Annotated in this window: 38 protein-coding genes; 1 reads left to right on the forward strand and 37 read right to left on the reverse strand. The window is 69.0% G+C overall.

Annotated features, from left to right (window positions below):
* Window positions 1-284 precede the first annotated feature (284 nt).
* Window positions 285-494 (forward strand): efflux RND transporter permease subunit, encoded by a 210-nt coding sequence (locus VKZ50_04140; protein HLJ58903.1) that lies wholly within the window; start codon window positions 285-287, stop codon window positions 492-494.
* 113 nt (window positions 495-607) lie between these two features.
* On the opposite strand, the gene VKZ50_04145 is transcribed toward VKZ50_04140, so the two are convergent.
* From VKZ50_04145 to tuf, 37 genes are all read right to left on the reverse strand, one after another.
* On the reverse strand, window positions 608-1,378 hold the full coding sequence (locus VKZ50_04145; protein ID HLJ58904.1) for an SDR family oxidoreductase: 771 nt from the start codon (window positions 1,376-1,378) through the stop codon (window positions 608-610).
* Window positions 1,379-1,448: 70 nt separating this feature from the next.
* Window positions 1,449-2,213 (reverse strand): tRNA pseudouridine(38-40) synthase TruA, encoded by a 765-nt coding sequence (gene truA / locus VKZ50_04150; protein HLJ58905.1) that lies wholly within the window; start codon window positions 2,211-2,213, stop codon window positions 1,449-1,451.
* Between the two features lie 22 nt (window positions 2,214-2,235).
* Window positions 2,236-3,057, reverse strand: a complete 822-nt coding sequence (locus VKZ50_04155; protein HLJ58906.1) for an energy-coupling factor transporter transmembrane component T — start codon at window positions 3,055-3,057, stop codon at window positions 2,236-2,238.
* A gap of 2 nt (window positions 3,058-3,059) precedes the next feature.
* On the reverse strand, window positions 3,060-3,911 hold the full coding sequence (locus tag VKZ50_04160) for an energy-coupling factor transporter ATPase (protein ID HLJ58907.1): 852 nt from the start codon (window positions 3,909-3,911) through the stop codon (window positions 3,060-3,062).
* Window positions 3,908-4,780, reverse strand: a complete 873-nt coding sequence (locus VKZ50_04165) for an energy-coupling factor transporter ATPase (protein HLJ58908.1) — start codon at window positions 4,778-4,780, stop codon at window positions 3,908-3,910. Before VKZ50_04165 ends, VKZ50_04160 begins: the two co-directional genes overlap by 4 nt.
* A 46-nt stretch (window positions 4,781-4,826) precedes the next feature.
* Window positions 4,827-5,180 carry a 50S ribosomal protein L17 gene (gene rplQ / locus VKZ50_04170; protein HLJ58909.1) on the reverse strand — a complete coding sequence of 118 codons (354 nt, stop codon included), beginning with the start codon at window positions 5,178-5,180 and terminating at the stop codon, window positions 4,827-4,829.
* Window positions 5,180-6,115 carry a DNA-directed RNA polymerase subunit alpha gene (locus VKZ50_04175; GenBank protein HLJ58910.1) on the reverse strand — a complete coding sequence of 312 codons (936 nt, stop codon included), beginning with the start codon at window positions 6,113-6,115 and terminating at the stop codon, window positions 5,180-5,182. Before VKZ50_04175 ends, rplQ begins: the two co-directional genes overlap by 1 nt.
* 83 nt (window positions 6,116-6,198) lie before the next feature.
* A complete protein-coding gene (rpsD, locus tag VKZ50_04180) occupies window positions 6,199-6,825 on the reverse strand; it encodes a 30S ribosomal protein S4 (GenBank protein HLJ58911.1) in 627 nt (208 codons plus the stop codon).
* 10 nt (window positions 6,826-6,835) lie between these two features.
* Window positions 6,836-7,213: a 30S ribosomal protein S11 gene (gene rpsK / locus VKZ50_04185; protein HLJ58912.1), complete on the reverse strand. Its 378-nt coding sequence runs from the start codon at window positions 7,211-7,213 to the stop codon at window positions 6,836-6,838.
* 27 nt (window positions 7,214-7,240) lie between these two features.
* Window positions 7,241-7,639, reverse strand: coding sequence for a 30S ribosomal protein S13 (gene rpsM, locus VKZ50_04190; GenBank protein HLJ58913.1), 399 nt, complete (start codon window positions 7,637-7,639; stop codon window positions 7,241-7,243).
* A gap of 44 nt (window positions 7,640-7,683) precedes the next feature.
* Complete coding sequence (gene rpmJ / locus VKZ50_04195) at window positions 7,684-7,797, reverse strand: 50S ribosomal protein L36 (protein ID HLJ58914.1); 114 nt, start codon at window positions 7,795-7,797, stop codon at window positions 7,684-7,686.
* Window positions 7,798-7,829: 32 nt separating this feature from the next.
* Entirely contained in the window at window positions 7,830-8,048 is a 219-nt protein-coding gene (gene infA, locus VKZ50_04200; GenBank protein ID HLJ58915.1) for a translation initiation factor IF-1, read from the reverse strand.
* A 37-nt stretch (window positions 8,049-8,085) separates the two neighbouring features.
* On the reverse strand, window positions 8,086-8,859 hold the full coding sequence (map, locus tag VKZ50_04205; protein ID HLJ58916.1) for a type I methionyl aminopeptidase: 774 nt from the start codon (window positions 8,857-8,859) through the stop codon (window positions 8,086-8,088).
* Between the two features lie 5 nt (window positions 8,860-8,864).
* Complete coding sequence (locus VKZ50_04210) at window positions 8,865-9,527, reverse strand: adenylate kinase (protein HLJ58917.1); 663 nt, start codon at window positions 9,525-9,527, stop codon at window positions 8,865-8,867.
* A 10-nt stretch (window positions 9,528-9,537) separates the two neighbouring features.
* Entirely contained in the window at window positions 9,538-10,806 is a 1,269-nt protein-coding gene (gene secY, locus VKZ50_04215; protein HLJ58918.1) for a preprotein translocase subunit SecY, read from the reverse strand.
* Window positions 10,803-11,270, reverse strand: coding sequence for a 50S ribosomal protein L15 (gene rplO, locus VKZ50_04220; protein HLJ58919.1), 468 nt, complete (start codon window positions 11,268-11,270; stop codon window positions 10,803-10,805). The genes secY and rplO overlap by 4 nt, the downstream gene beginning before the upstream one ends.
* Window positions 11,254-11,448: a 50S ribosomal protein L30 gene (gene rpmD / locus VKZ50_04225; GenBank protein HLJ58920.1), complete on the reverse strand. Its 195-nt coding sequence runs from the start codon at window positions 11,446-11,448 to the stop codon at window positions 11,254-11,256. The genes rplO and rpmD overlap by 17 nt, the downstream gene beginning before the upstream one ends.
* A 2-nt stretch (window positions 11,449-11,450) precedes the next feature.
* Window positions 11,451-12,086, reverse strand: coding sequence for a 30S ribosomal protein S5 (gene rpsE, locus VKZ50_04230; protein ID HLJ58921.1), 636 nt, complete (start codon window positions 12,084-12,086; stop codon window positions 11,451-11,453).
* Between the two features lie 31 nt (window positions 12,087-12,117).
* Complete coding sequence (gene rplR / locus VKZ50_04235) at window positions 12,118-12,486, reverse strand: 50S ribosomal protein L18 (protein HLJ58922.1); 369 nt, start codon at window positions 12,484-12,486, stop codon at window positions 12,118-12,120.
* A 70-nt stretch (window positions 12,487-12,556) separates the two neighbouring features.
* Window positions 12,557-13,114, reverse strand: a complete 558-nt coding sequence (gene rplF / locus VKZ50_04240; GenBank protein ID HLJ58923.1) for a 50S ribosomal protein L6 — start codon at window positions 13,112-13,114, stop codon at window positions 12,557-12,559.
* A gap of 19 nt (window positions 13,115-13,133) precedes the next feature.
* Complete coding sequence (rpsH, locus tag VKZ50_04245; GenBank protein HLJ58924.1) at window positions 13,134-13,532, reverse strand: 30S ribosomal protein S8; 399 nt, start codon at window positions 13,530-13,532, stop codon at window positions 13,134-13,136.
* Window positions 13,533-13,542: 10 nt separating this feature from the next.
* Window positions 13,543-13,728 (reverse strand): type Z 30S ribosomal protein S14, encoded by a 186-nt coding sequence (locus VKZ50_04250; protein ID HLJ58925.1) that lies wholly within the window; start codon window positions 13,726-13,728, stop codon window positions 13,543-13,545.
* Window positions 13,729-14,292, reverse strand: a complete 564-nt coding sequence (gene rplE, locus VKZ50_04255) for a 50S ribosomal protein L5 (protein HLJ58926.1) — start codon at window positions 14,290-14,292, stop codon at window positions 13,729-13,731.
* A gap of 19 nt (window positions 14,293-14,311) precedes the next feature.
* Window positions 14,312-14,650: a 50S ribosomal protein L24 gene (rplX, locus tag VKZ50_04260; GenBank protein ID HLJ58927.1), complete on the reverse strand. Its 339-nt coding sequence runs from the start codon at window positions 14,648-14,650 to the stop codon at window positions 14,312-14,314.
* Complete coding sequence (gene rplN / locus VKZ50_04265; GenBank protein HLJ58928.1) at window positions 14,650-15,018, reverse strand: 50S ribosomal protein L14; 369 nt, start codon at window positions 15,016-15,018, stop codon at window positions 14,650-14,652. Before rplN ends, rplX begins: the two co-directional genes overlap by 1 nt.
* A gap of 41 nt (window positions 15,019-15,059) precedes the next feature.
* Window positions 15,060-15,353 carry a 30S ribosomal protein S17 gene (gene rpsQ, locus VKZ50_04270; GenBank protein HLJ58929.1) on the reverse strand — a complete coding sequence of 98 codons (294 nt, stop codon included), beginning with the start codon at window positions 15,351-15,353 and terminating at the stop codon, window positions 15,060-15,062.
* A complete protein-coding gene (rpmC, locus tag VKZ50_04275; GenBank protein HLJ58930.1) occupies window positions 15,353-15,556 on the reverse strand; it encodes a 50S ribosomal protein L29 in 204 nt (67 codons plus the stop codon). Before rpmC ends, rpsQ begins: the two co-directional genes overlap by 1 nt.
* The gene (gene rplP, locus VKZ50_04280; protein ID HLJ58931.1) at window positions 15,553-16,002 is read right to left on the reverse strand and encodes a 50S ribosomal protein L16; all 450 of its coding nucleotides are present in this window, start codon (window positions 16,000-16,002) and stop codon (window positions 15,553-15,555) included. The genes rpmC and rplP overlap by 4 nt, the downstream gene beginning before the upstream one ends.
* Window positions 15,971-16,726 (reverse strand): 30S ribosomal protein S3, encoded by a 756-nt coding sequence (gene rpsC, locus VKZ50_04285; GenBank protein HLJ58932.1) that lies wholly within the window; start codon window positions 16,724-16,726, stop codon window positions 15,971-15,973. The genes rplP and rpsC overlap by 32 nt, the downstream gene beginning before the upstream one ends.
* Window positions 16,727-16,808: 82 nt before the next feature.
* Window positions 16,809-17,144, reverse strand: a complete 336-nt coding sequence (rplV, locus tag VKZ50_04290; protein HLJ58933.1) for a 50S ribosomal protein L22 — start codon at window positions 17,142-17,144, stop codon at window positions 16,809-16,811.
* Between the two features lie 11 nt (window positions 17,145-17,155).
* Window positions 17,156-17,482 (reverse strand): 30S ribosomal protein S19, encoded by a 327-nt coding sequence (gene rpsS / locus VKZ50_04295; protein HLJ58934.1) that lies wholly within the window; start codon window positions 17,480-17,482, stop codon window positions 17,156-17,158.
* Between the two features lie 53 nt (window positions 17,483-17,535).
* Window positions 17,536-18,360: a 50S ribosomal protein L2 gene (rplB, locus tag VKZ50_04300; GenBank protein HLJ58935.1), complete on the reverse strand. Its 825-nt coding sequence runs from the start codon at window positions 18,358-18,360 to the stop codon at window positions 17,536-17,538.
* 62 nt (window positions 18,361-18,422) lie between these two features.
* Window positions 18,423-18,710 (reverse strand): 50S ribosomal protein L23, encoded by a 288-nt coding sequence (gene rplW / locus VKZ50_04305; protein ID HLJ58936.1) that lies wholly within the window; start codon window positions 18,708-18,710, stop codon window positions 18,423-18,425.
* Complete coding sequence (gene rplD / locus VKZ50_04310) at window positions 18,707-19,330, reverse strand: 50S ribosomal protein L4 (GenBank protein HLJ58937.1); 624 nt, start codon at window positions 19,328-19,330, stop codon at window positions 18,707-18,709. The genes rplW and rplD overlap by 4 nt, the downstream gene beginning before the upstream one ends.
* Window positions 19,327-19,959 carry a 50S ribosomal protein L3 gene (rplC, locus tag VKZ50_04315; GenBank protein ID HLJ58938.1) on the reverse strand — a complete coding sequence of 211 codons (633 nt, stop codon included), beginning with the start codon at window positions 19,957-19,959 and terminating at the stop codon, window positions 19,327-19,329. The genes rplD and rplC overlap by 4 nt, the downstream gene beginning before the upstream one ends.
* Before the next feature lie 32 nt (window positions 19,960-19,991).
* Window positions 19,992-20,297, reverse strand: coding sequence for a 30S ribosomal protein S10 (rpsJ, locus tag VKZ50_04320; GenBank protein HLJ58939.1), 306 nt, complete (start codon window positions 20,295-20,297; stop codon window positions 19,992-19,994).
* A gap of 78 nt (window positions 20,298-20,375) precedes the next feature.
* On the reverse strand, window positions 20,376-20,513 hold a 138-nt coding region (gene tuf / locus VKZ50_04325; GenBank protein HLJ58940.1), incomplete at its 5' end, for an elongation factor Tu.

The following is a 20,513-nucleotide window of genomic DNA, read 5'->3' on the forward strand; positions in this document are numbered from 1 at the left end:
GATCGATCTTCCAAGCCCGCGGCGCCCTCGCGGCGCCAGCGCCTCAGCCACTCGTACGCCGTCTCACGCGAGACGCCCATCGAGGCGGCCGCCTGACTTATGGGCCAGTGCAGCACCGTGACGCGCTGCACCAGCAGCAGCCGCCCCGCTGGTGTGAGTTTGCCGCGTGCCCGGCCCATAAACGCCTCCCAGAGTGGGGCGTAGCTGCTCTGCCCCACAGGAACGCTGGAAGGCTCTCATGTGTCAACAACCTATCTGGGAACTACAACTAGTGCCGCCCCGACCTGCATCGCGTCGTAGGGGTCCCCGACCAATCGAGGAGGAGTGACGCGGACCGGCTCGCCGCCGTACGCGGAGCCGCGAGGCCGCGGGTCCGGCCGATCATCATGACGACGTTTGCGATGATCTTCGGGATGCTGCCGATGGCCCTGGGGGTCGACCCTGGCGGCGGTCAGCGGTCCCGCTCGGCGTCGTGGTGGTCGGCGGGCTGCTGAGCTCCTCGTTCCTCTCCGTTGTGATCATCCCGATCGTCTATACGCGTCTCGCCGCATGAAACTTCGCGACGGAGGCGCCGGATGCGCCCCCGGGAGATGAGCTTCCCTGACCGTCACCGACCCCCGGTGACGTCGAGGATCGCGCCGGTCGTATAGGACGCCGCCGGGGACAGCAACCAGAGGATCGCCTCCGCGACCTCCCCGGCGGTGCCCGCCCGCCCGACCGGCACCGTCGGGGCGAGCCGCTCGAGGCGGCCGGGGTCGCCGGCGGTTGCGTGGATCTCCGTTTCGATCAGGCCGGGACGCACGGCGTTGACGCGGATCCCCTCCGCGGCAACCTCGCGTGCGAGGCCGATCGTGAAGCTGTCCACGGCGCCCTTGGTCGCGGCGTAGTGCACCCACTCGCCCGCGCCCCCGAGGCGCGCCGCCGCGGAAGAGACATTGACGATGGCGCCGCCGCCGCCGCCGTGGCGCGTCGACATCCGGCGCACCGCCTCGCGGGCGCACAGGATGGTCCCCGCGACGTTGATGCTGAGCAGGCGCCACACCTCGTCCGCGCTCAGGGCCTCCAACCGCCCGGGCCGGCCGGCCACGCCGGCGTTGTTTACGAGCGCCGTCACCGGCCCGAGCGCGTGTCCGGTGCGTTCGAACGCGTCGACCACATCGGCTTCCCGCGACACGTCACCCCGGATCGCCTCGGCCCGCCCGCCGCCCCGCGCGATCTCCTCTACGACACGGCGCGCGGCGTCTTCGTCACGGGTGTAGTTGACGGCGACGGTGTATCCTCGGGCCCCGGCGAGTCGCGCGACCGCCGCGCCGATGCCGCGGCTGCCCCCGGTGACCAACACCACCCCGCCGCTGGCGGGGCCTCCGATCCCATTCATCTCTCCCCTCCTGCTTGCGCCCGCCCCGCCGAGGGGTCAGGGTGACGTGCGGAGCACGCGGGCCCCCGCATCAGCCAAGTGCCTCCGGATAGTCCACCCGCACGAGATACAGCCCGTGCGCCGGTGCGGTCGGTCCCGTGCGCTGGTTGTCCCGATCGGCGAGCAGCGCGATGGGCGCGTCGGCATCAAGCCGGCCGCGGCCGACGCGGACCAGCGTCCCAACCAGCATCCTGACCATGTGACGGAGGAAGCGGTCCGCGGTAATCGTCAGCGTGAGCCGGTCGCCGGACCGCTCCCAGGACGCCTCGCGCACGGTGCAGATCGTCGTCTTGGGATCGCTCCCAACGCCGTGGTAGGCGGCGAAGTCGTGCCGTCCGGTGAACGGGGCGAGCGCGCGGCGCATCGCCATCAACTCCAGCGGTTCGGGCATGTGATATGCGCGATCGCGCAACAACGCGGAGGGCGCCGCGCGGTTCAGGATCGCGTACCGGTACGTACGCGCGACCGCATCGTACCGCGCGTGGAACCCGTCGGGGGCGTCCCGCGCCTCGAGCACGCGCAGGTCCGGCGGCAGGTGCCCGTTCAACGCCGCGGGGAACCGCGACGCCGGGATCCGGCTCGTCGTCGCGAGGCTCACGACCTGGCCGCACGCATGCACGCCGGCGTCGGTGCGGCCGGCGCCGACCACGGCCACGGGCTCGCCCGCCACTTCGGCCACGGCCGCTTCGAGCGTCGCCTGCACCGACGGCGCCCCAGCGGCGGCGCTCCCCTGCTGCCGCTGCCATCCGCAGTAGCCGGTGCCGTCGTACTCCACGACCAGCTTCAGCGTCCGCACGCCCGCCTCCTCGTGCGCACGCTTACCACGCCCGCCACAGCGAGGGCGGCAGGAGGACGGCGGCAGAGACCACCACCAGCACCCCCGCCGCGATGCCGTCGCGCGCGGCCAGGTGCAACTCCTTCATGCGCGTGCGGTGTTCGCCGCCCCGATAGCAGCGCGCCTCCATGGCGAGCGCGAGCGCGTCGGCCCGGCGGAACGCGCTGACGAACAACGGGACGAGGAGCGGCACCAACGCGCGCGCACGCCGGACCAGGTTGCCGCTGGCGAACTCGGCGCCGCGTGCCATCTGTGCCTTCATGATCTTGTCGGTCTCCTCGAGCAGCGTCGGGATGAACCGGAGCGCGATCGTCATCATCAGCGCGAGCTCGTGCGCGGGCACGCCCACGCGCCGGAACGGCCGGAGCAATCGCTCCAGACCGTCGGTCAGTTCAACCGACGACGTCGTAAACGTCATGAGCGTCGTGGCCGCGACGAGCAGGATCAGCCGGTAGCCGTAGAACGCCCCCACGACGAGGTTCTCCCGCGTGATGACGAGCGGTCCGCGCCCCACCAGCACGTGGCCGCCGCTGTCACCGAACAACACCTGGAAGATCACGGCGAGACCGACCAGCCAGAACACCGGCCGGAGCCCGCGCAACGTGTACCCTGGAGGGATGCGGCCGACGAGCAAGACCGCGGCGAGGAATGCCGTGAGCACGACGAGCCCGCCGAGCGATCGGATCCCGAACACGATGAGGACGAGCCACAACGTGCCGAGGATCTTCGTTCGCGGATCGAGCCGGTGGATCGGCGAGTCCACCGGCACGTACTGACCCAGCATCAGCCCGCGCAGCAGATCCACGGCTATCGCCCCGCGAGCGCGTCGAGAATCGCCGCGCGCGCTTCATCGACCGTGAGCACGTCGGGCCGCACCGGCAGCCCTCGCTCCCGCAGCAACCGGGCGCACACCGCGACCTGTGGCAGCCCAAGCCCGAGCGCGGCGAGCCGCGCGGGATCGGCGAACACCTCGCGGACGGGACCGTCGGCGACAAGGCGACCCCGGTCCATGACGACCAAACGCGCGCACAGCCGCGCGACCGCATCCATGCTGTGCGTGATCAGCACGATCGTGAGCCCGCGGGCGTCGCGCAGCCGGACGATGTGGTCCAAGATCTCCTGGCGCCCGCGCGGATCCAGACCCGCCGTAGGCTCGTCCAGGATCAGCATGCGCGGCTCCATCGCGAGCAACCCGGCGATCGCCACGCGCCGCATCTCCCCGTTGCTCAGCGCGAACGGCGAGCGCGGACCGAACACGTCCGGGTCGAGCCCGACGTGCTCCAGCGCGCGACGCGTCCGCTCGTGGACGTCGTCCGGCCCGAGCCCGAGGTTCCGCGGCGCGAACCCCACGTCCGCGGTCACGGTCTCCTCGAACAACTGGTACTCGGGATACTGGAACAGCAGGCCGATCTGCTGCCGCACCCGCCGTCGATCGACCTCCCGGGCGTGAATATCCACGTCGTCGAGGTACACGCGCCCGGTGGTCGGCCGGAGCAGGCCGTTGAAGTGTTGGACCAAGGTGGACTTGCCCGAGCCGGTGGCACCGATAATGCCCACGATCTCGCCCGCCCGGATCTCCAGCGACACATCGTCGAGCGCGGTCGCCGCGAACGGCGAACCGCGCTGGTACACGTGGGTCAGCCGCTCGCAGCGGATCACGCGGCCCCCGCCGGGCCACCGCGAAGGGCGGCCACCGCGTCCGCTAGCTGTTCGGCCGTGAGCAGGCCCGGCGGCAGCGGCAGCCCCGCCTCGGCGAGGCGGCGCCCGAGCAGCACGATCTGTGGCGGTTCGAGCCGGAGGTCGTGCAGCAGGTCTTCCCGCGCGAAGACCTCCGCAGGCGTCCCGGAGAGCGCGATGCGGCCCTCGGCGAGGACCACGATCCGGTCGGCCAGCGCGGCCTCTTCCATGGCATGGGTGATCAGGACGAGCGTGAGCCCTTCGTCGCGCCGGAGACGCAGCACGGTGTCCATGACCTCGCGCTGCCCAGAGGGGTCCAGCATCGAGGTGGCTTCGTCCAAGACGAGGCACCGCGGACGCATCGCGAGGATCCCGGCGATCGCAACCCGCTGTTTCTGGCCGCCCGACAGGAGGTGCGGCGGCCGGCGGCGGAGTGCGGCGAGCCCGACCACGCGCAGCGCCGCGTCGACGCGCGAGCGGATCTCGGCGGACGGGAGCCCGAGGTTCTCGCAGCCGAACGCGACGTCTTCCTCGACCACCGCCGCGACCAGCTGATCGTCCGGGTGCTCGAAGATCATGCCGACACGCTGGCGGACCGCCCAGACGGCGTCGTGGTCGCGCGTGTCGAGACCGTCCACCACGACCTCCCCGGCGGTCGGCAACAGCAGCGCGTTCAGGTGCTTGGCGAGCGTGCTCTTCCCCGAGCCGTTGCCGCCAACGACGGCGACGCACTCGCCGCGACGCACCTCGAGGTCGATCCCCCGGAGCGCCAGGACCGGCTCGCTGGACCCGGCGTGGTACGTGTGATGAAGCCCCCGAACCCGGATGAGCGCGGGGGCAACGTCTATCATGGTCGCAGGCCCGCCGGGGCCCGTCGCGGCGTCCGGTGGGCGGACGTTACTTGACCAACTCGAGGAGGGCCATCGGCGCTGCGTCGCCGCGCCGCGGCGCCGTCCGGATCACCCGGGTGTACCCGCCACGCCCCTTCTGATACCTCGGCGCCACGGTGGAGAACAGCCGCTTGATCACCGCACGATCGGGGAGCACTCGGGCGACCTGCCGACGCGCGTGCAGGTCGTTCTGGAGCGCCAGGTCGATCATCCGGTCGGCGATCTTCTTCGTCTCCTTCGCCTTGTGCTCGGTGGTCGCGATCCGCTCGTGCACGATGAGCGCCGACACCAGACCGCGGAACAGGGCGAGCCGCGCCCCGGTGTCCCGTCCCAGGCGCCGTCCCTTCTGTCCCAGGCTCATCAGGCACCCCTCCGGCGCAATTCCAGCCCGAGGGCCGCGAGCTTCTCTTTGACCTCGTCCAGTGACTTCCGGCCGAAGTTCTTGACGTTCACCACCTCGTCCTCGGTCCGCTGGAGCAGGTCGCCAAGGGTATTGATCCCGGCGCGCTTCAGGCAGTTGTACGGCCGCACCGACAGATCCAGTTCCTCGATCGGCATCGTCGCGAGCTTGTTCGTCTCGTCGGCCTGCGGACCGACCGCAACCTCCGCACCGGCGGTCGTGCCGACGAACAGACGGAAGTAGTCGATCAGCAGACGCGCCGACTCCTGCAGGGCCTCCTCCGGCCGGATGCTGCCGTCGGTCCACACTTCGAACACCAGCCGGTCGTAGTCGGTGGCCTGGCCGACCCGCGTGTCTTCGATGCCGTAGTTGACCTTCTGGATCGGCGAGAACACGGAGTCCACGGGGATGACACCGATCACGTGCTCGCTCTTCCGGTGCCGCTCCGCCGGGACGTACCCCTTGCCGCGCTCCACGACGAGCTCCATCACGAGGTGCGCGTTCTTCCCGTCGAGCGTGGCGATCTGCAGGTCGGGGTTCAGGATCTCCACCTCGGCGTCCGGCTGCAGGTCCCCCGCGGTCACATCCTTCTTCCCCTTCACGTCCAGGCGCAGCAGCTTCGGCTTGTCGCTGTGGAGCTTAAACGACAGCTCCTTGAGGTTGAGGATGATCTGCGTCACATCCTCGACGACGCCCTGGATCGTAGAGAACTCGTGGAGCACATTCTCGATCTTCACCGAGGTCACGGCGGCCCCCGGAATCGAGGACAGCAGGACCCGCCGCAGCGCATTGCCCAACGTCACGCCGAACCCGCGCTCGAGCGGCTCCACGATGAACTTGCCGTAGGTATCGGATAGCTCGGCATACTCGATCTTCGGTTTCGTAATCTCCCACACGCCTGTCAACCCCCTCTGGGGTGCGCGTACCGCCGCCAGCATTTGCTCGTCCAACGCCATGTCGCCGCCTCGGCCTGTCGTGATTACCGCGAGTAGTACTCAATGATCAACTGCTCATGCACCGGCACGTCGATATCTTCGCGAGCCGGCAGCGTCAGCACGCGGCCGCTCAAGGTCTCCGGATGGTATTCCAACCACGCGGGCAGGCCCCGCGTCGGCGCGCTCCCGGCGAGCGCCTTGAAGTGCGGCAGGCTCCGGCTGCCTTCTGCGACGGCGACCGTCGCTCCAGGCCGAACGATCGCCGCGGGCACCGAAAGCTTGCGGCCGTCGACGGTGATGTGCCCGTGCGCCACGAGCTGACGCGCTTCCTTGCGGCTCGCGGCCAACCCCAACCGATAGACGAGGTTGTCGAGCCGCGTTTCCAGGATCTGGAGGAGACGCGTCCCGGTGACACCCGTGGCCCGGGCCGCGACCTGGAAGTACCGCTTGAACTGCCCCTCGTAGACACCGTAGAACCGCCGGAGGCGCTGCTTCTCCCGGAGGCGCACGGCGAAGTCCGATGGCTTGCGCCGGCTGGGCGGGTGCATCCCCGGTGGCGTGGTGTCCTTCGCCACCGGACACTTGTCCGTGTAGCACTTCTCGCCCTTGAGGTACAGCTTCATGCCCTCACGGCGGCAGAGCCGGCAAACCGCCTCGTGATAGCGTCCCATGGTTCCTCCCCTACACCCGCCGCCGCTTCGGCGGTCGGCACCCGTTGTGCGGAATCGGCGTCACGTCCTTGATCAGATTCACCTCGAGGCCGGCCGCCTGCAGCGAACGGATCGCCGCCTCCCGACCGGACCCCGGGCCCTTCACGTAGACCTCAACCTGCCGGAGGCCGTGTTCCATCGCCTTGCGGGCCGCGTTCTCGGCCGCCAGCCCGGCGGCAAACGGGGTGCCTTTGCGCGAGCCCTTGAACCCGGACGTCCCGGCGCTCGCCCAGGCAAGCACGTTTCCCTGGAGATCGCTGATCGTCACCACCGTGTTGTTGAACGTGGACTGGATGTGCGCGATGCCCGCCGGGATGTGCTTGCGCTCTCTGCGCTTGCCCGTGGCCATGTCGTCCTCCTCGTCTCCTGCCCGCCGCTACGACGCCGCGGCGCCGGCCGGTGCCGCCTTCGCCCGGCGCGCTCCGACGGTCTTTTTTGGACCCTTCCGGGTCCGCGCGTTCGTTCGCGTGCGCTGGCCGCGCACGGGAAGGCCGCGGCGGTGACGCACACCCCGGTAGCAGCCGATTTCGACGAGCCGCCGGATGTCCATGGCGACGTCGCGGCGCAGGTCTCCTTCGACCTTGTAGTTGCGGTCGATCACCTCACGCAGGCGGGTGACTTCCTCCTCAGTGAGGTTCCGCACGCGGGTGTCGGGGCCGATCCCGGTGATCTGGAGAATCTCCCCGGCACGGCTCCGCCCGATGCCGTAGATGTAGGTCAGCGCCACTTCCACGCGCTTGTCCCGCGGCAAATCCACCCCTGCGATGCGCGCCATCCGTCCCTCCCTGCGGCCCCGCCTCCGGGCCGCTCGCCCAGCGTCTACCCCTGCTTCTGCTTGTGCTTCGGGTTCTCGCAGATCACCATGACGCGGTTGCCGCGCTTGATGATCTTACACTTCTCACACATGCGCTTCACGGACGCTCGGACCTTCATCGCTGTTCTCTCCTTGTCATCTCACCAGGTACCTACCGGAACCGGTACGTAATCCGGCCACGCGTCGGGTCGTACGGCGACAGCTCCACCTTCACGCGGTCGCCAGGAAGGATACGGATAAAGTGGATGCGCATCTTGCCCGAGATGTGGGCGAGCACCTTGTGACCACTCGGCAACTCCACCCGGAACATTGCGTTCGGGAGGATCTCCACGACGGTGCCTTCCACTTCGATGACGTCTTTCTTTGCCATCCACGCTCCTTTGGGCGCTAACACCCGCGATCAATTATTATACCGAGGCGTCCTCGGGAAGTCTAGTGAGTACCTCCGCCCCCTCCGCGGTCACCGCAACCGTGTGTTCGAAGTGGGCCGACAGCTTGCCGTCCTTGGTCCGGACCGTCCACCCGTCCGGATCCATGGTCACCTCATGGGTCCCGGCGTTCACCATGGGTTCGATCGCGAGGGTCATCCCCGACTGCAGCGCGACCCCGCTCCCCGGCCGTCCAAAGTTGGGAATCTGAGGGTCCTCGTGGAGACGCCGCCCGACGCCATGTCCGGCGAACTCCCGGACCACCGAGAACCCGTGGCGCTCGACGTAGCGCTGGATCGCCGCGCCCACGTCGCCGAGCCGTGCGCCGGCGCGCACCGCCCGGATTCCCTCTTCGAGTGACTCCGCGGTAACCCGGAGCAGTTCGCGCGCCGGCTCCGAGATCACCCCGACCGGGACGGTCACGGCGCAATCCCCGTGAAATCCCTCGACCACGGCCCCCAGGTCGACGCTCACGATCTCCCCTTCCCGCAGGCGCCGGCGGCCCGGGATTCCGTGGACCACCTCGTCGTTCACGGACGCGCACAGGCTCGCGGGATAGCCCCGGTACCCGAGGAACGCCGGTACGGCACCGAGCGCCCGGATCCGATCCTCGGCGACACGGTCGAGCTCGCGCGTGGTGATGCCCGGCACCACGGCGTCCACCACCGCCCGAAGCGCCTGCGCCGCCACGCCGCACGCGCGCCGCATGACGGCGAGTTCCGCGGGAGACTTGAGCGCGATCATCGTCGGCATCTGCCTCAATCGGTTCGGCCGGCCCGGGACTGCACGAACTCACGGATCTCGTCGTAGACGTCCACGACCGGCCGCTCCGCGTTCACCGTCAGGAACAGCCCGCGGCTGCGATAGTGGTCGACCAGGGGTGCGGTCCACCGGTGGAACACCTCGAGCCGGTGGAGGACGGTGGCCCGGGCATCGTCTCGCCGCTGCACCAGCTCCGCACCCTCGACGTCGCAACGAACGGCGACCCTCGGCGGCTTGTAGTCGAGATGGTAGATCGCGCCGCAGACGGGACACACCCGCCGGCCCGTCAGCCGGCGGAGCAACACCTCTTCGCGAATTTCGAACCACACCACCGCATCGAGACTGCGGCCCTCGCGCGCGAGCCACCGGTCGAGGGCGTCCGCCTGCGGCAGCGTGCGCGGGTATCCATCGAGGATGAACCCGCCGGCGGTGTCGGGTTCCGCAAGCCGAATCTGGACGATCTCGTCCACGATCTCGTCGGGAACCAGGTCGCCTTCCTGCATGTAGGCGAACGCCCGGCGCCCCACCTCCGTGTCGTCGCGGACGCCCTGTCGCAGAATGTCCCCCGTGGAGATATGCGGCAACCCGTGGCGCTCGTGGAAAATCTCCGCCTGCGTCCCCTTGCCGGCGCCCGGGGGCCCCATGAAGATCAGGTCCATGCCGCCCCGGTCACTTCATAAAGCCTTCGTAATGCCGCATCAACACATAGGCCTCGATCTGCTTCATCGTCTCCAGCGCCACGCCGACGACGATCAGCAAGGATGTCCCGGTGAGATACAACGTGAGCTGGCCGGTGAAGCGCGACAGGAAGATCGGTCCCACGGCGATCAGCCCCAGAAACACGGCGCCGACCAGGGTCAGCCGTTCCAGGATCCGGGTGAGGTAATCCGTCGTCGGCCTCCCCGGACGGATGCCCGGGATGAACCCGCCGTACTTCTTGATGTTGTCCGAGACGTCCTCCGGGTCGAAGCTGACCGCGGTGTAGAAGTATGTGAACCCGATGATCAGCGCGAAGTACAAGAACCCTCCCAGGACCCCGTTCAGGTTCAGCAGATTGCCGATCGTCTGAATCCACGGGACGCGCGAGAACTGAGCGATCGTGGACGGGAACTGCATCACCGAGATCGCGAAGATGATCGGGATGACGCCGGACGAGGCGATGCGGATCGGAAGGTGCGTCGTCTGGCCGCCGACCATCCGCCGGCCGACGATGCGTTTCGCGTACTGGATCGGAACCTTGCGGGCGGCCTGCGTCACGAGCACGACCGCCACGATGCTGACCAGGATGACGGCGACGTCGGCGAGCGCCCGGAAGACCGAGGCCTCGCCGACGTTGACCAGGCCGATCGTTTGCGAGAGCTGGTTCGGCAGCCGCGAACAGATCCCGGCGAAGATGATCAGGGAGACGCCGTTCCCGATCCCGTACTCGGTCATGATCGAGCCCATCCACGTGAGCACCATCGTCCCGGCGACGAGGGTCATGAGAATCTCCGCGAACACGAGGGGACGCGGGTTCGTGATCGCGCCCAGGTTGCGGATCAGGATCGTCTGCCCCATCCCCTGGACCAGCGCCAGCACCACGGACAGATACAGGGTCCACTGCCCGATCTTGCGCCGGCCGGCCTCGCCCTCCTCGCGGTGGATCTCCTTCAGGCGCGGGAACACGACCTCGAGCAAGCTGAAGATGATCGACGCCGTGATGTACGGGAACACGCCGAGCGCGAACAGCGCGAACCGCGACAACGCCCCGCCCACGAACAGGTCGATGAATCCAAACACGTTCCCCTGCTGGGAGAAGAGGGTCTGAAGCCGCGCCACATCGACCCCGGGCACCGGAATGTGCGATCCCAACCGGAACAGCGCAAGCATCCCGATGGTAAACAGGAACTTCCGCCGGAGATCCGGGATCCGGATGATGTTGGCCAGACCGGGAATCATCCGATCACCTCGGCGCGCCCTCCCGCCGCCTCGATCTGCCGGCGGGCCGATGCGCTGAACGCGTGCGCGCGGACGACCAGCGCGTGGTCGAGTTCGCCCTCGCCCAAAATCTTGACCTGCGCCGCTCGCAGCAGTTTCGCGGCACGGAGCGTCTCGGGCGTCACCTCGCTGCCCGCCGGAAACGCGCTCAGGCGTCCGATGTTCACCTCACCCATCCGGACGTGCGGCCCCCCGCCGACGTGGTTGCTGCCCGCGCCCCGGATGCCCCGGCGGTACGGCATGCGCTTGATCAGAGGCAGCTGCCCGCCCTCGAACCCCGGCCGGGTCTGCCCTCCGGACCGCGCCTTCTGTCCCTTGTGGCCGCGCCCCGCGGTGTTGCCGCTGCCAGACGAGTGCCCCCGGCCGATCCGACGCCCGGGCCGGCGCGCACCCCGCGCCGGCTTGAGCTTACCGATGTTTACCATCCGCCACCTCTTCCACCGCCACCAGATGTTCGACTTTCCGGAGCGCGCCCCGCAACGCCGGGGTGAGGGTGTGCACGCGCGCCGCGCCGATGCGCCGCAGGCCGAGCGCCCACACGGTGCGCCGCTGCGACTCCGTGTGCCCGATCAGGCTCCGGCGCAGGGTGACCCGCACCTTCATTGCTACGCCGTCTGCCACCGCTCCGCCCTCCGTCCGATCAGGTCTGCCACGGACCGGTGCCGCATCTTCGCGACCTCCTCCGGGCGCCGAACGTCCAGCATGCCCTTCAGGGTAGCGCGCGCCTGGTTGATCGGGTTGTTGCTACCGAGCGACTTCGTGAGAATGTCGCGCACCCCGGCCGCCTCCAGGACGGCCCGCACCGGGCCGCCCGCGATGACGCCCGTGCCCTTGGCCGCGGGCCGCAGCATCACCCGTGCCGCTCCGTACTCGGACACGATCTCGTGCGGGATGGTGGTGCCGGTCAGGGCGACCTGCATGAGGTGCTTCTTCGCGTCCTCGGTCCCCTTCCGGATCGCGTCCGGCACCTCCCCGGCCTTGCCGAGCCCCACGCCCACATGGCCGTGCTCATCGCCGACGACGACGAGCGCGCTGAAGTTGAACCGCTTCGCGCCCTTGGTCACCTTAGCGACCCGGTTGATCCAGATCGCCTTCTCCGACGTCAGGTTCACGGCATCCGGATTGACGCGCCGGTGCAGGTATTCGAGGTCGGCCGGTTTGTGGGCTGGAGGCGCCTCGACCTTTCGGGCCTTGCCCCTCGCCTTCTTGCCCTTGATCCCCTTGCCCTTCGTCCGTGGCATTCACGCCTCCTCGCGTGCCGGGACCTCCCGGCTAGAACTCCAGCCCGCCCTCGCGGGCGCCCTCCGCGACCGCACGCACCCGGCCGTGGTAGAGGTACCCGCCCCGGTCGAACACGACCCGGCGTACGCCGCGTTCCTGCGCGCGCCGCGCGATCAGCTGCCCGACGATCTTGCACGCCGCCGACTTGTTGGCGGCCGCCGCCTGGGCGCGGATCTCGGGATCGAGCGTCGACGCGGTCGCAAGCGTCCGCCCCTCCCCGTCGTCGACGATCTGCACGTACATGTGGGCGAGGCTGCGAAACACCGATAGCCGCGGGCGGTCCGCGGTACCCCGGACGCCCCGCCGGATTCGCAGATGCCGGCGCTGGCGCGCCTCGTTACGATCTTTGTGCTTGATCATTCGTCCACCCCTGTCGCCCCCCCGACAACGCCCTCGTGCGCGAGCCCGACGGGCGTTCCTGGTCGGTGCGCTACCCCTTTGCCCCGCCGACGGCCTTGCCGGCCTTACCCGCCTTGCGCCGGACCCGCTCCCCGAGGTACCGGATTCCCTTGCCCTTGTACGGGTCCGGCTCCCGGAGCGCGCGGATGGTCGCGGCCATCTGGCCGACCTGTTCCTTGTCGATGCCCCCGACGACGATCCGGTTCGGCTGCGGCGCGTCCAGCGTCACCCCGGCCGGCGGCTTGATCTCCACGGGGTGTGAGAACCCCACCTGCAGCGCCAGCGCCGCGCCCTGCTTTTGGGCGCGGTACCCGACCCCCTGGATCTCCAACTCCACCCGATAGCCCTGGGTAACCCCGTGCACCATGTTCGCAACGAGGGCGCGCGTCAGACCGTGCAGCGCGCGGTGGAACTTGTCGTCGCTGTGCCGCGAGACCAGGACGTGGTTGTCCGCCACGGCAACCCCAATGTCGGGGTGCACGACGCGCGCCAGCTTGCCCTTCGGCCCGGATACGTTGACCGTCCCATCCGTGACCTTGACCTCGACCCCCTGCGGGATCGGAATCGGCATTCTGCCTACACGGGACATCTCCGGCTCCTCCCCCGCGCTACCACACGAAGCACAGCACTTCGCCGCCGACGCCGGCCTTGCGGGCGTCGCGATCGGTCATCACACCGCGCGAGGTGGACAGGATCGCGACCCCCAGCCCTCCGCGGATGCGCGGCACATCCGCGCGGCGCGCGTAGATGCGGAGGCCCGGCCGGCTGACGCGCTTGAGGCCCGTGATGATCCCCTGCTTGCGCTCGCCGTATCGCAGCTGGATCCGGATCGCCTCAGGCGTCGTCTTCTCGGCATGGTAGTCCGCGATGAACCCTTCCGCCTTGAGGATCTTCACGATCTCCACTTTCATCCGCGACGCCGGGATCACGACCGAGTCGTGCCGGGCGATCATAGCGTTGCGGATCCGCGTGAGCATGTCCGCGATCGGATCGGTAATGACTCCCACTCCCGTCACCTCACCAGCTCGCCTTGACGACGCCGGGGATCTCGCCCCGATGGGCCAGCGTGCGCAGGCAGATCCGGCAGAGCCCGAACTTCCGGAACACCGCCCGCGGCCGGCCGCAGTTCCGGCAGCGGCTGTATCGGCGCACCTTGAACTTTGGCGTCTTCCGCCACTTGATGAGCAAGGCCTTCTTCGGCATCTACCCGGCCCCCCCGACCTGCGCGGTCTCCCGCATCGGCAGCCCCATGAGACGCAGCAACTCTCGTGCCTCCTCGTCGGTCCGCGCGGTCGTCACGATCGAGATGTCCATGCCGCGGATCTTGTCCACCTTGTCGTACTCGATCTCCGGGAAGATCAACTGCTCCCGCAGGCCGATGTTCATCCCACCCCGCCCGTCCAGCGACCGGCTGGACAGGCCCTTGAAGTCCTTGATACGGGGCAGGCTGATGTTGAACAGCTTGTCGAGGAACTCGTACATCCGCTCGCCGCGCAGCGTGACTTTGCACCCGATCGGGTTGCCGGTGCGCAGCTTGAACGCGGCGATCGACCGGCGGGCGCGCGTGATCACCGGCCGCTGCCCGCTGATCAGGGTGAGCTCCTCCACCGCCTTGTCGAGGTGCCGCTGGTCCTGGAGCGCGTCCGCGACACGCATGTTGATGACAACCTTCTCGACCTTCGGCACCTGCATCGGGTTCGTGTACCCGAACCGCTGCCGGAGTCCGCTGGCCACCTCGGTCTTATACTTCTCACGCAACCGTGCCATCATGCACCTCGATCTGCCACTACGCCTTGTCGATCAGCTCGCCGCAATGCCGGCAGACGCGCACCGTGGTGCCGTCGTCGAGCCGCTGGTGTCCGAACCGCACCGCGCGCCCGCAGCGCGTACACACGAGCATCGCCTTGCCGGCCGGAAACGGCATTTCTTTCTCCACGATCCCGCCCGCCGGCATCCGCTCGGTCGGTTTGCTGTGGCGCTTCGCGACCATCACGCCCTCGACGATGATCCGCCCCTCCGCGGGCATCACGCGCAGCACCTTGCCGCGCTTGCCCCGGTACTTCCCGTGGGTCACCTCGACGGTGTCGCCCCGCCGCACGTGCACCGCGGTCCGCGCCCCGCCCATCACAGCACCTCCGGGGCCAGCGAAATGATCTTCATAAACTGCTTCTCGCGAAGCTCCCGCGCGACCGGGCCGAAGATCCGCGTGCCGCGCGGGTTGTTCTGGTCGCTGATCAGCACCGCGGCGTTGTCGTCGAACCGGATCGCCGAGCCGTCCGGCCGTCGGGTGTGCCGGGTCGTCCGCACGACGACCGCACGCACGACCTCGCCCTTCTTGACCGGGCTGTTCGGGATCGCCTGTTTGACCGTCGCGACGATCACATCGCCGATGCCGGCGTACCGCCGCCGCGATCCACCCTTGACGCGGATGCACATGATCTCGCGCGCGCCGGTGTTGTCCGCGACCCTGAGCCGTGTATAGTTCTGAATCATCGCCTGCCCCCGTGACCCTGTGGCCTACCCGCGGTCCCGCCTCAGCGGGCGCGCTCCAGCACCTGGACGACCCGCCACCGCTTGTCCTTACTCAGCGGGCGCGTCTCCGAAATCAGCACCTTGTCGCCGACGTGCGCATCGTTCTGCTCGTCGTGCGCCTTGAACCGGCGACTGTGCCGGATGATCTTCTTGTACAGCGGATGCCGGCCCCGGCGGACGACCTCGACGACCACTGTCTTCTGCATCTTGTCGCTGACGACAAGACCGATCTGCGTTTTCCGCAGGCCCCGCGCGCGGATCTCCGCGCCGCCCGCCTGCCCCAGCTCTTCCGCCATCACGCCCTCCCCCCGGCCGCCTCGCGCTCGCGCAACGCGGTGAGCAACCGCGCGGCGGTTCGCCGGACCCGCGGCACCCGGGCCGGATTCTGCAGCTTGCCCGACGCCCGTTGCAGGCGCAGCGTGAACAGCTCCTGCCTCGCCTCCTGCAACTGCTTTTGAATCTCCGCCACCGTCATGTCACGGAGCGACACGGACGTCATGCCTGGGCCCCTCCCCCAACCGCCGCGCCGTCCCCAAGCTCTTCACGCTGGACGAACCGCGTGCGGATCGGCAGCTTGTGGCCGGCGAGGGTCATCGCCTCCCGGGCCACGCTCTCGGTCACGCCGGCGAGCTCGAACAGCAGCCGACCGGGTTTGACCACGACCACCCACAGCTCCGGGTTGCCCTTGCCGCTCCCCATGCGAGTCTCGGCCGGCTTCTTCGTCACCGGCTTGTCCGGGAACACGCGGATCCAGAGCTTACCGCCGCGCTTGATGAACCGCGTGATGGCCCGGCGGGATGCCTCGATCTGCTGGCTCGTGATGTGCCCCCGACCCAGTGCCTGGAGTCCGAACTCGCCGAACGCGACGGACGCGCCAGCGTGCGCGTCGCCCCGCATCCGTCCCCGCTGGGCTTTACGAAACTTGACCCTCTTGGGCATCAGCATGCGCGTCCTGCCTCCTCTGCACATTCACCCGCGGGAGCCTCGACGGCAACACGGTCGTGTCACCCGACCGACCCCGGATCTCTCCGGGCCGCCGCCGCTCCGGCAACACGTCCCCGCGGTAGATCCACACTTTGACCCCAATTCGCCCGTACGTCGTCAGCGCTTCCGCAACCCCGAAGTCAATGTCCGCCCGCAGCGTGTGGAGCGGCACCCGGCCGTCGCGGTACCACTCGTACCGCGCGATTTCGGCACCGGCGAGCCGGCCGGCGCACGCGATCCGGATCCCTTTCGCCCCGCTGCGGAGGCTGCGGGCGACCGCCTGCTTCATCGCCCGCCGATACGCGATCCGCCGTTCGAGCTGGCTCGCCACGTTCTGCGCCACCAGCGCCGCCTCGAGCTCCGCCCGCCGAATCTCCTGGACGTTCAGCTGAATCTGCTTACCCGTCAGGGCCTCGAGCTCTTTCTTCAGAGCGTCGATCCCCGTGCCACCGCGCCCGATGATGATCCCGGGCCGGGCCGAGTGAATCGTGATGCGCACCCGGTTCGCCGCCCGCTCGACCTCGATGCGGGAGATCCCCGCGCGCCCGAGCTTCTGCTTGATGTGCCGGCGCAGCGTCTGATCCTCCTGGATGAGGTCGGGGAAATTCTTTTCGGCGTACCACTTCGACTCCCAATCCTTGATGATCCCGAGCCTCAGGCCGATCGGATGGATCTTCTGCCCCACGACGCGCCTCCCTTATGCACCCCATCCCGCCAGACGGCCGACCCACGCCGTCCGCCGGGAGCCCTGAGCGCACTGCTGACCGTTACTCACCGTCCGCCACCACCACGGTGATATGGCTGCTCCGCTTCTTCAGCACGTCCGCACGCCCCCGCGCCCGCGCCTGCATCCGGCGGACACTCGGCCCACCGTCCACGTACGCCCTGGCGACCCGCAGGGTATCCCGATCCAGCTCGAGGTTGTGCTCCGCGTTGGCCGTCGCGGACATCACGACCTTCGCCACCGCCCGCGCGGCGCGGTTCGGCGTGAACCGCAGGACCGCCAACGCGTCGTCGACGCCCTTCCCCTTGATCAACGCCATCACCGGCCGGACCTTCGTCGGCGAGATCCGCACGTGCCGCGCCACCGCCTTGGCTTCCATGCTCCGCCCCCCTACGACGCCGCCGCGGGAGCCGACGGCGCCGGCGCCGCCGCGGGCTTCACCGACGTCGTCTTCTCCACCCTGGCGCCGTGGCTCTTGAACGTCCGTGTCGCTGCGAACTCGCCGAGTTTGTGCCCGACCATGTTCTCGGTGACGTACACCGGGACGTGTTTCCGCCCGTCGTACACCGCGATGGTATGCCCCACCATCTCCGGCACGACCGTCGAGCGCCGGGACCACGTCCGGATCACGCGGCGCTCCCGGGTCTTGTTGAGCGTCTGGACCTTCGCCAACAAATGCGCGTCGACGAACGGGCCCTTCTTTACCGATCGGCCCATCTACCTCCGCCTCCCCATCCGGTGTGCATCCGGCGTGCGTCCCCGGCCCACGGCTACTTTCTCCGCTTCACGATGAACTTGTCGCTCGGCTTCGTCTTGCGCGTCTTGAACCCGAGCGTCGGTTTGCCCCAGGGCGTGACCGGCCCGGGCATCCCGATCGGCGACTTGCCTTCGCCCCCGCCGTGCGGGTGGCTGCTGGGGTCCATGACCACGCCGCGCACCGACGGGCGCCACCCCATCCAGCGCGTCCGCCCGGCCTTGCCGACGCTGATCGACTCGTGCTCGAGGTTCCCGACCTGGCCGATCGTCGCCCGGCAGTCGATATGGATCATCCGGACCTCGCCTGAGGGCAGCCGGATCTGCGCGTAGTCCCCTTCTTTCGCCATCAGCTGTGCGGAGCTGCCCGCGCTCCGCACGAGCTGGCCGCCTCGCCCGATCTGCAACTCCACGTTGTGCACGGTCGACCCCACCGGGATCGCCCGCAGCGGGAGCGCGTTGCCGGGCTTGATCTCCGCCTCCGGGCCGGACGCGATGACGTCGCCGACCCCGAGCCCGACCGGTGCCAGGATGTACCGTTTCTCTCCATCGGCGTAGTGCACCAGCGCGATCCGCGCTGACCGGTTCGGGTCGTACTCGATGCTGGCGACCCGCGCCGCGACCCCGTCCTTGTTGCGCTTGAAGTCGATGACGCGGTACGCCCGCTTGTGCCCGCCGCCCCGGTGACGCACGGTCACCTTGCCCTGGGCGTTGCGACCGGCGCGCGACGACAACGGCGTCACGAGCGCGCGCTCGGGCGTCGTCTTCGTGATCTCGTCAAAGGTGGGCCCGGTCTTGAAGCGCTGCCCCGGTGTCACCGGCTTGAACTTTTTGATGCCCATGCTCTAGGCCTCCGCTCGCCGACGTCCCGCGCATCCGCCGCGGGTTGCGTCCCGCCGTCCCGTCACGTCAGCTTCTCGAGGTCGATCTTGTCCCCGCCCGCCAGCGTCACGATCGCCTTCCGGTACCCGGCTTCGTGATAGTAGTGCTGGCCGCGCCGCCGCTGCCTGCCGCGGATGCGAATCACGTTCACCTTGGTCACGTGGACCTGGAACAACCGCTCGACCGCGTCCCGGATCACCGGTTTGGGCGATCCGCCGTCCACTTCGAATGTGTACTTGCTGATCGTCGTCCCACGCATACTCTTCTCGGTGACGATCGGCCGGCGGATCACCTCACGGGGGTCGTTCATGCCAGCACCTCCACGATCCGGTCCAGCGCGGCCCGGGTGATCAGGACCCGGTCCGCGGTGAGAATCGCGTGCACGTTCAGGCTCGTGGCCGGGAGCACCCACAACCCCCGCAGGTTGGCCGCGGACCGGGCGACGATCGCGTTGGGAGCCGCCGTCACGAGCAGCACCTTCCCCTCGGCGTCGACCGCGCGCAGCAGCCGGGCCAGCACGCTCGTCTTCGGTTGTTCGAGGTCGAGCCGTTCCAGCACGGCGATCCGTCCCTCGGCGGCCTTGGCCGACAGCGCGGACCGGATCGCGAGGCGCCGCACCTTTTTCGGCACACTGTACGTATAGTTCCGGGGATGCGGCCCGAATGCGATGCCGCCGCCGACGAACACCGGCGCGCCTCGCCCACCGTGCCGCGCCCGTCCCGTCCCCTTCTGCCGATAGATCTTGCGCGTGCTCCGATCCACCTCGCCGCGGGTCAGCGTGGAGTGGGTCCCCCGCCGGCGTCCGGCAAGCTGCCAGGTGACCACCTCGTGCAGGACCGCCGTGTGCGGCGTCACGCCAAAGACGCCGGCGGCGAGTTCCATCTCGCCGACCCGCTTACCGCCCGCATCGTACACCGTCGCCGTGCTCATGCGCGCGCTCCCCCGGCCCCGCGGACCAGCACGATCGAGCCCCGCGGCCCCGGCACCGCGCCCCGGATTAGCAGGACGTTGCGCTCCAAATCCACCGACACGACGCGCAGTCCTCGCACCGTTGTCCGCGCGCCGCCGAGGCGTCCGGGCATCCGCTTGCCCTTGAACACGCGAGCGATGCTGCTCGACCCGATGCTGCCGACCGCGCGGTGCATCAAGCTGTTGCCGTGCGAGTCCCGCTGGCCGCCGAAGTTGTGACGCTTCATCGCGCCGGCGAACCCCTTGCCCTTGCTCACGCCGACGATGTCCACCCGATCGCCGCCGTTGAACACGTCCGCCCGAAGCGCCTGTCCGACCTCAAACGTCTCGTCCTTGGACGTCCGGACCTCCCGGATCACACGGGTGGGTTGCAGGCCCCGCTTGGCAAACACGCCCTTGTACGGCTTGGTCGCGCGGCCCTCTTTGACCGCGCCGAACCCGAGCTGCACCGCCGCGTACCCCTCACGCTCGGGTGTGCGCAGGCCCACGACGACGCAGGGGCCGGCCTCGACGATCGTCACCGGCACCATGTTGCCCGCCTCGTCGAAGATCTGGGTCATTCCGAGCTTTTTGCCTAGGATGGCCGGCATCGCACCCCACTCCTCACGACGACAATCTCAGGTTACAGCTTGATCTCGATGTCCACACCCGCCGGCAGATCGAGGTGCATCAGCGCGTCCACCGTCTTCGGGGTCGGCTCGAGAATATCGATCAGACGCTTGTGCGTCCGCAGCTCGAAGTGTTCCATGGACTCCTTGTCGATGTGCGGTGAGCGGATGACACAGTACACGTTCCGATCCGTCGGCAGCGGCACCGGGCCGGAAATGCGCGCGCCGGTCCGCCTGACCGTGTCCACGATCTTTTCCGCGGACTGATCGAGGACTTTGTGGTCATACGCCTTGAGCTTGATCCGGATCTTCTGTGCCATCCCCCGCTCCTTTGCCCCCGCTGTACGATCGCCCGCCCGCGTCGTCGCGGGGACAGGTCCTATCACGTCGGCCGGGACCTACTCGAGGATCTTGGCGACGACCCCCGCCCCCACCGTCCGCCCGCCTTCCCGCACCGCGAACCGCTGCCCTTCCTCCAACGCGATCGGCGTGATCAACGCCGCCTCCATCGTCACGTTGTCCCCCGGCATCACCAT

This window comes from bacterium (assembly GCA_035295165.1).
Classification (GTDB): domain Bacteria; phylum Sysuimicrobiota; class Sysuimicrobiia; order Sysuimicrobiales; family Segetimicrobiaceae; genus JAJPIA01.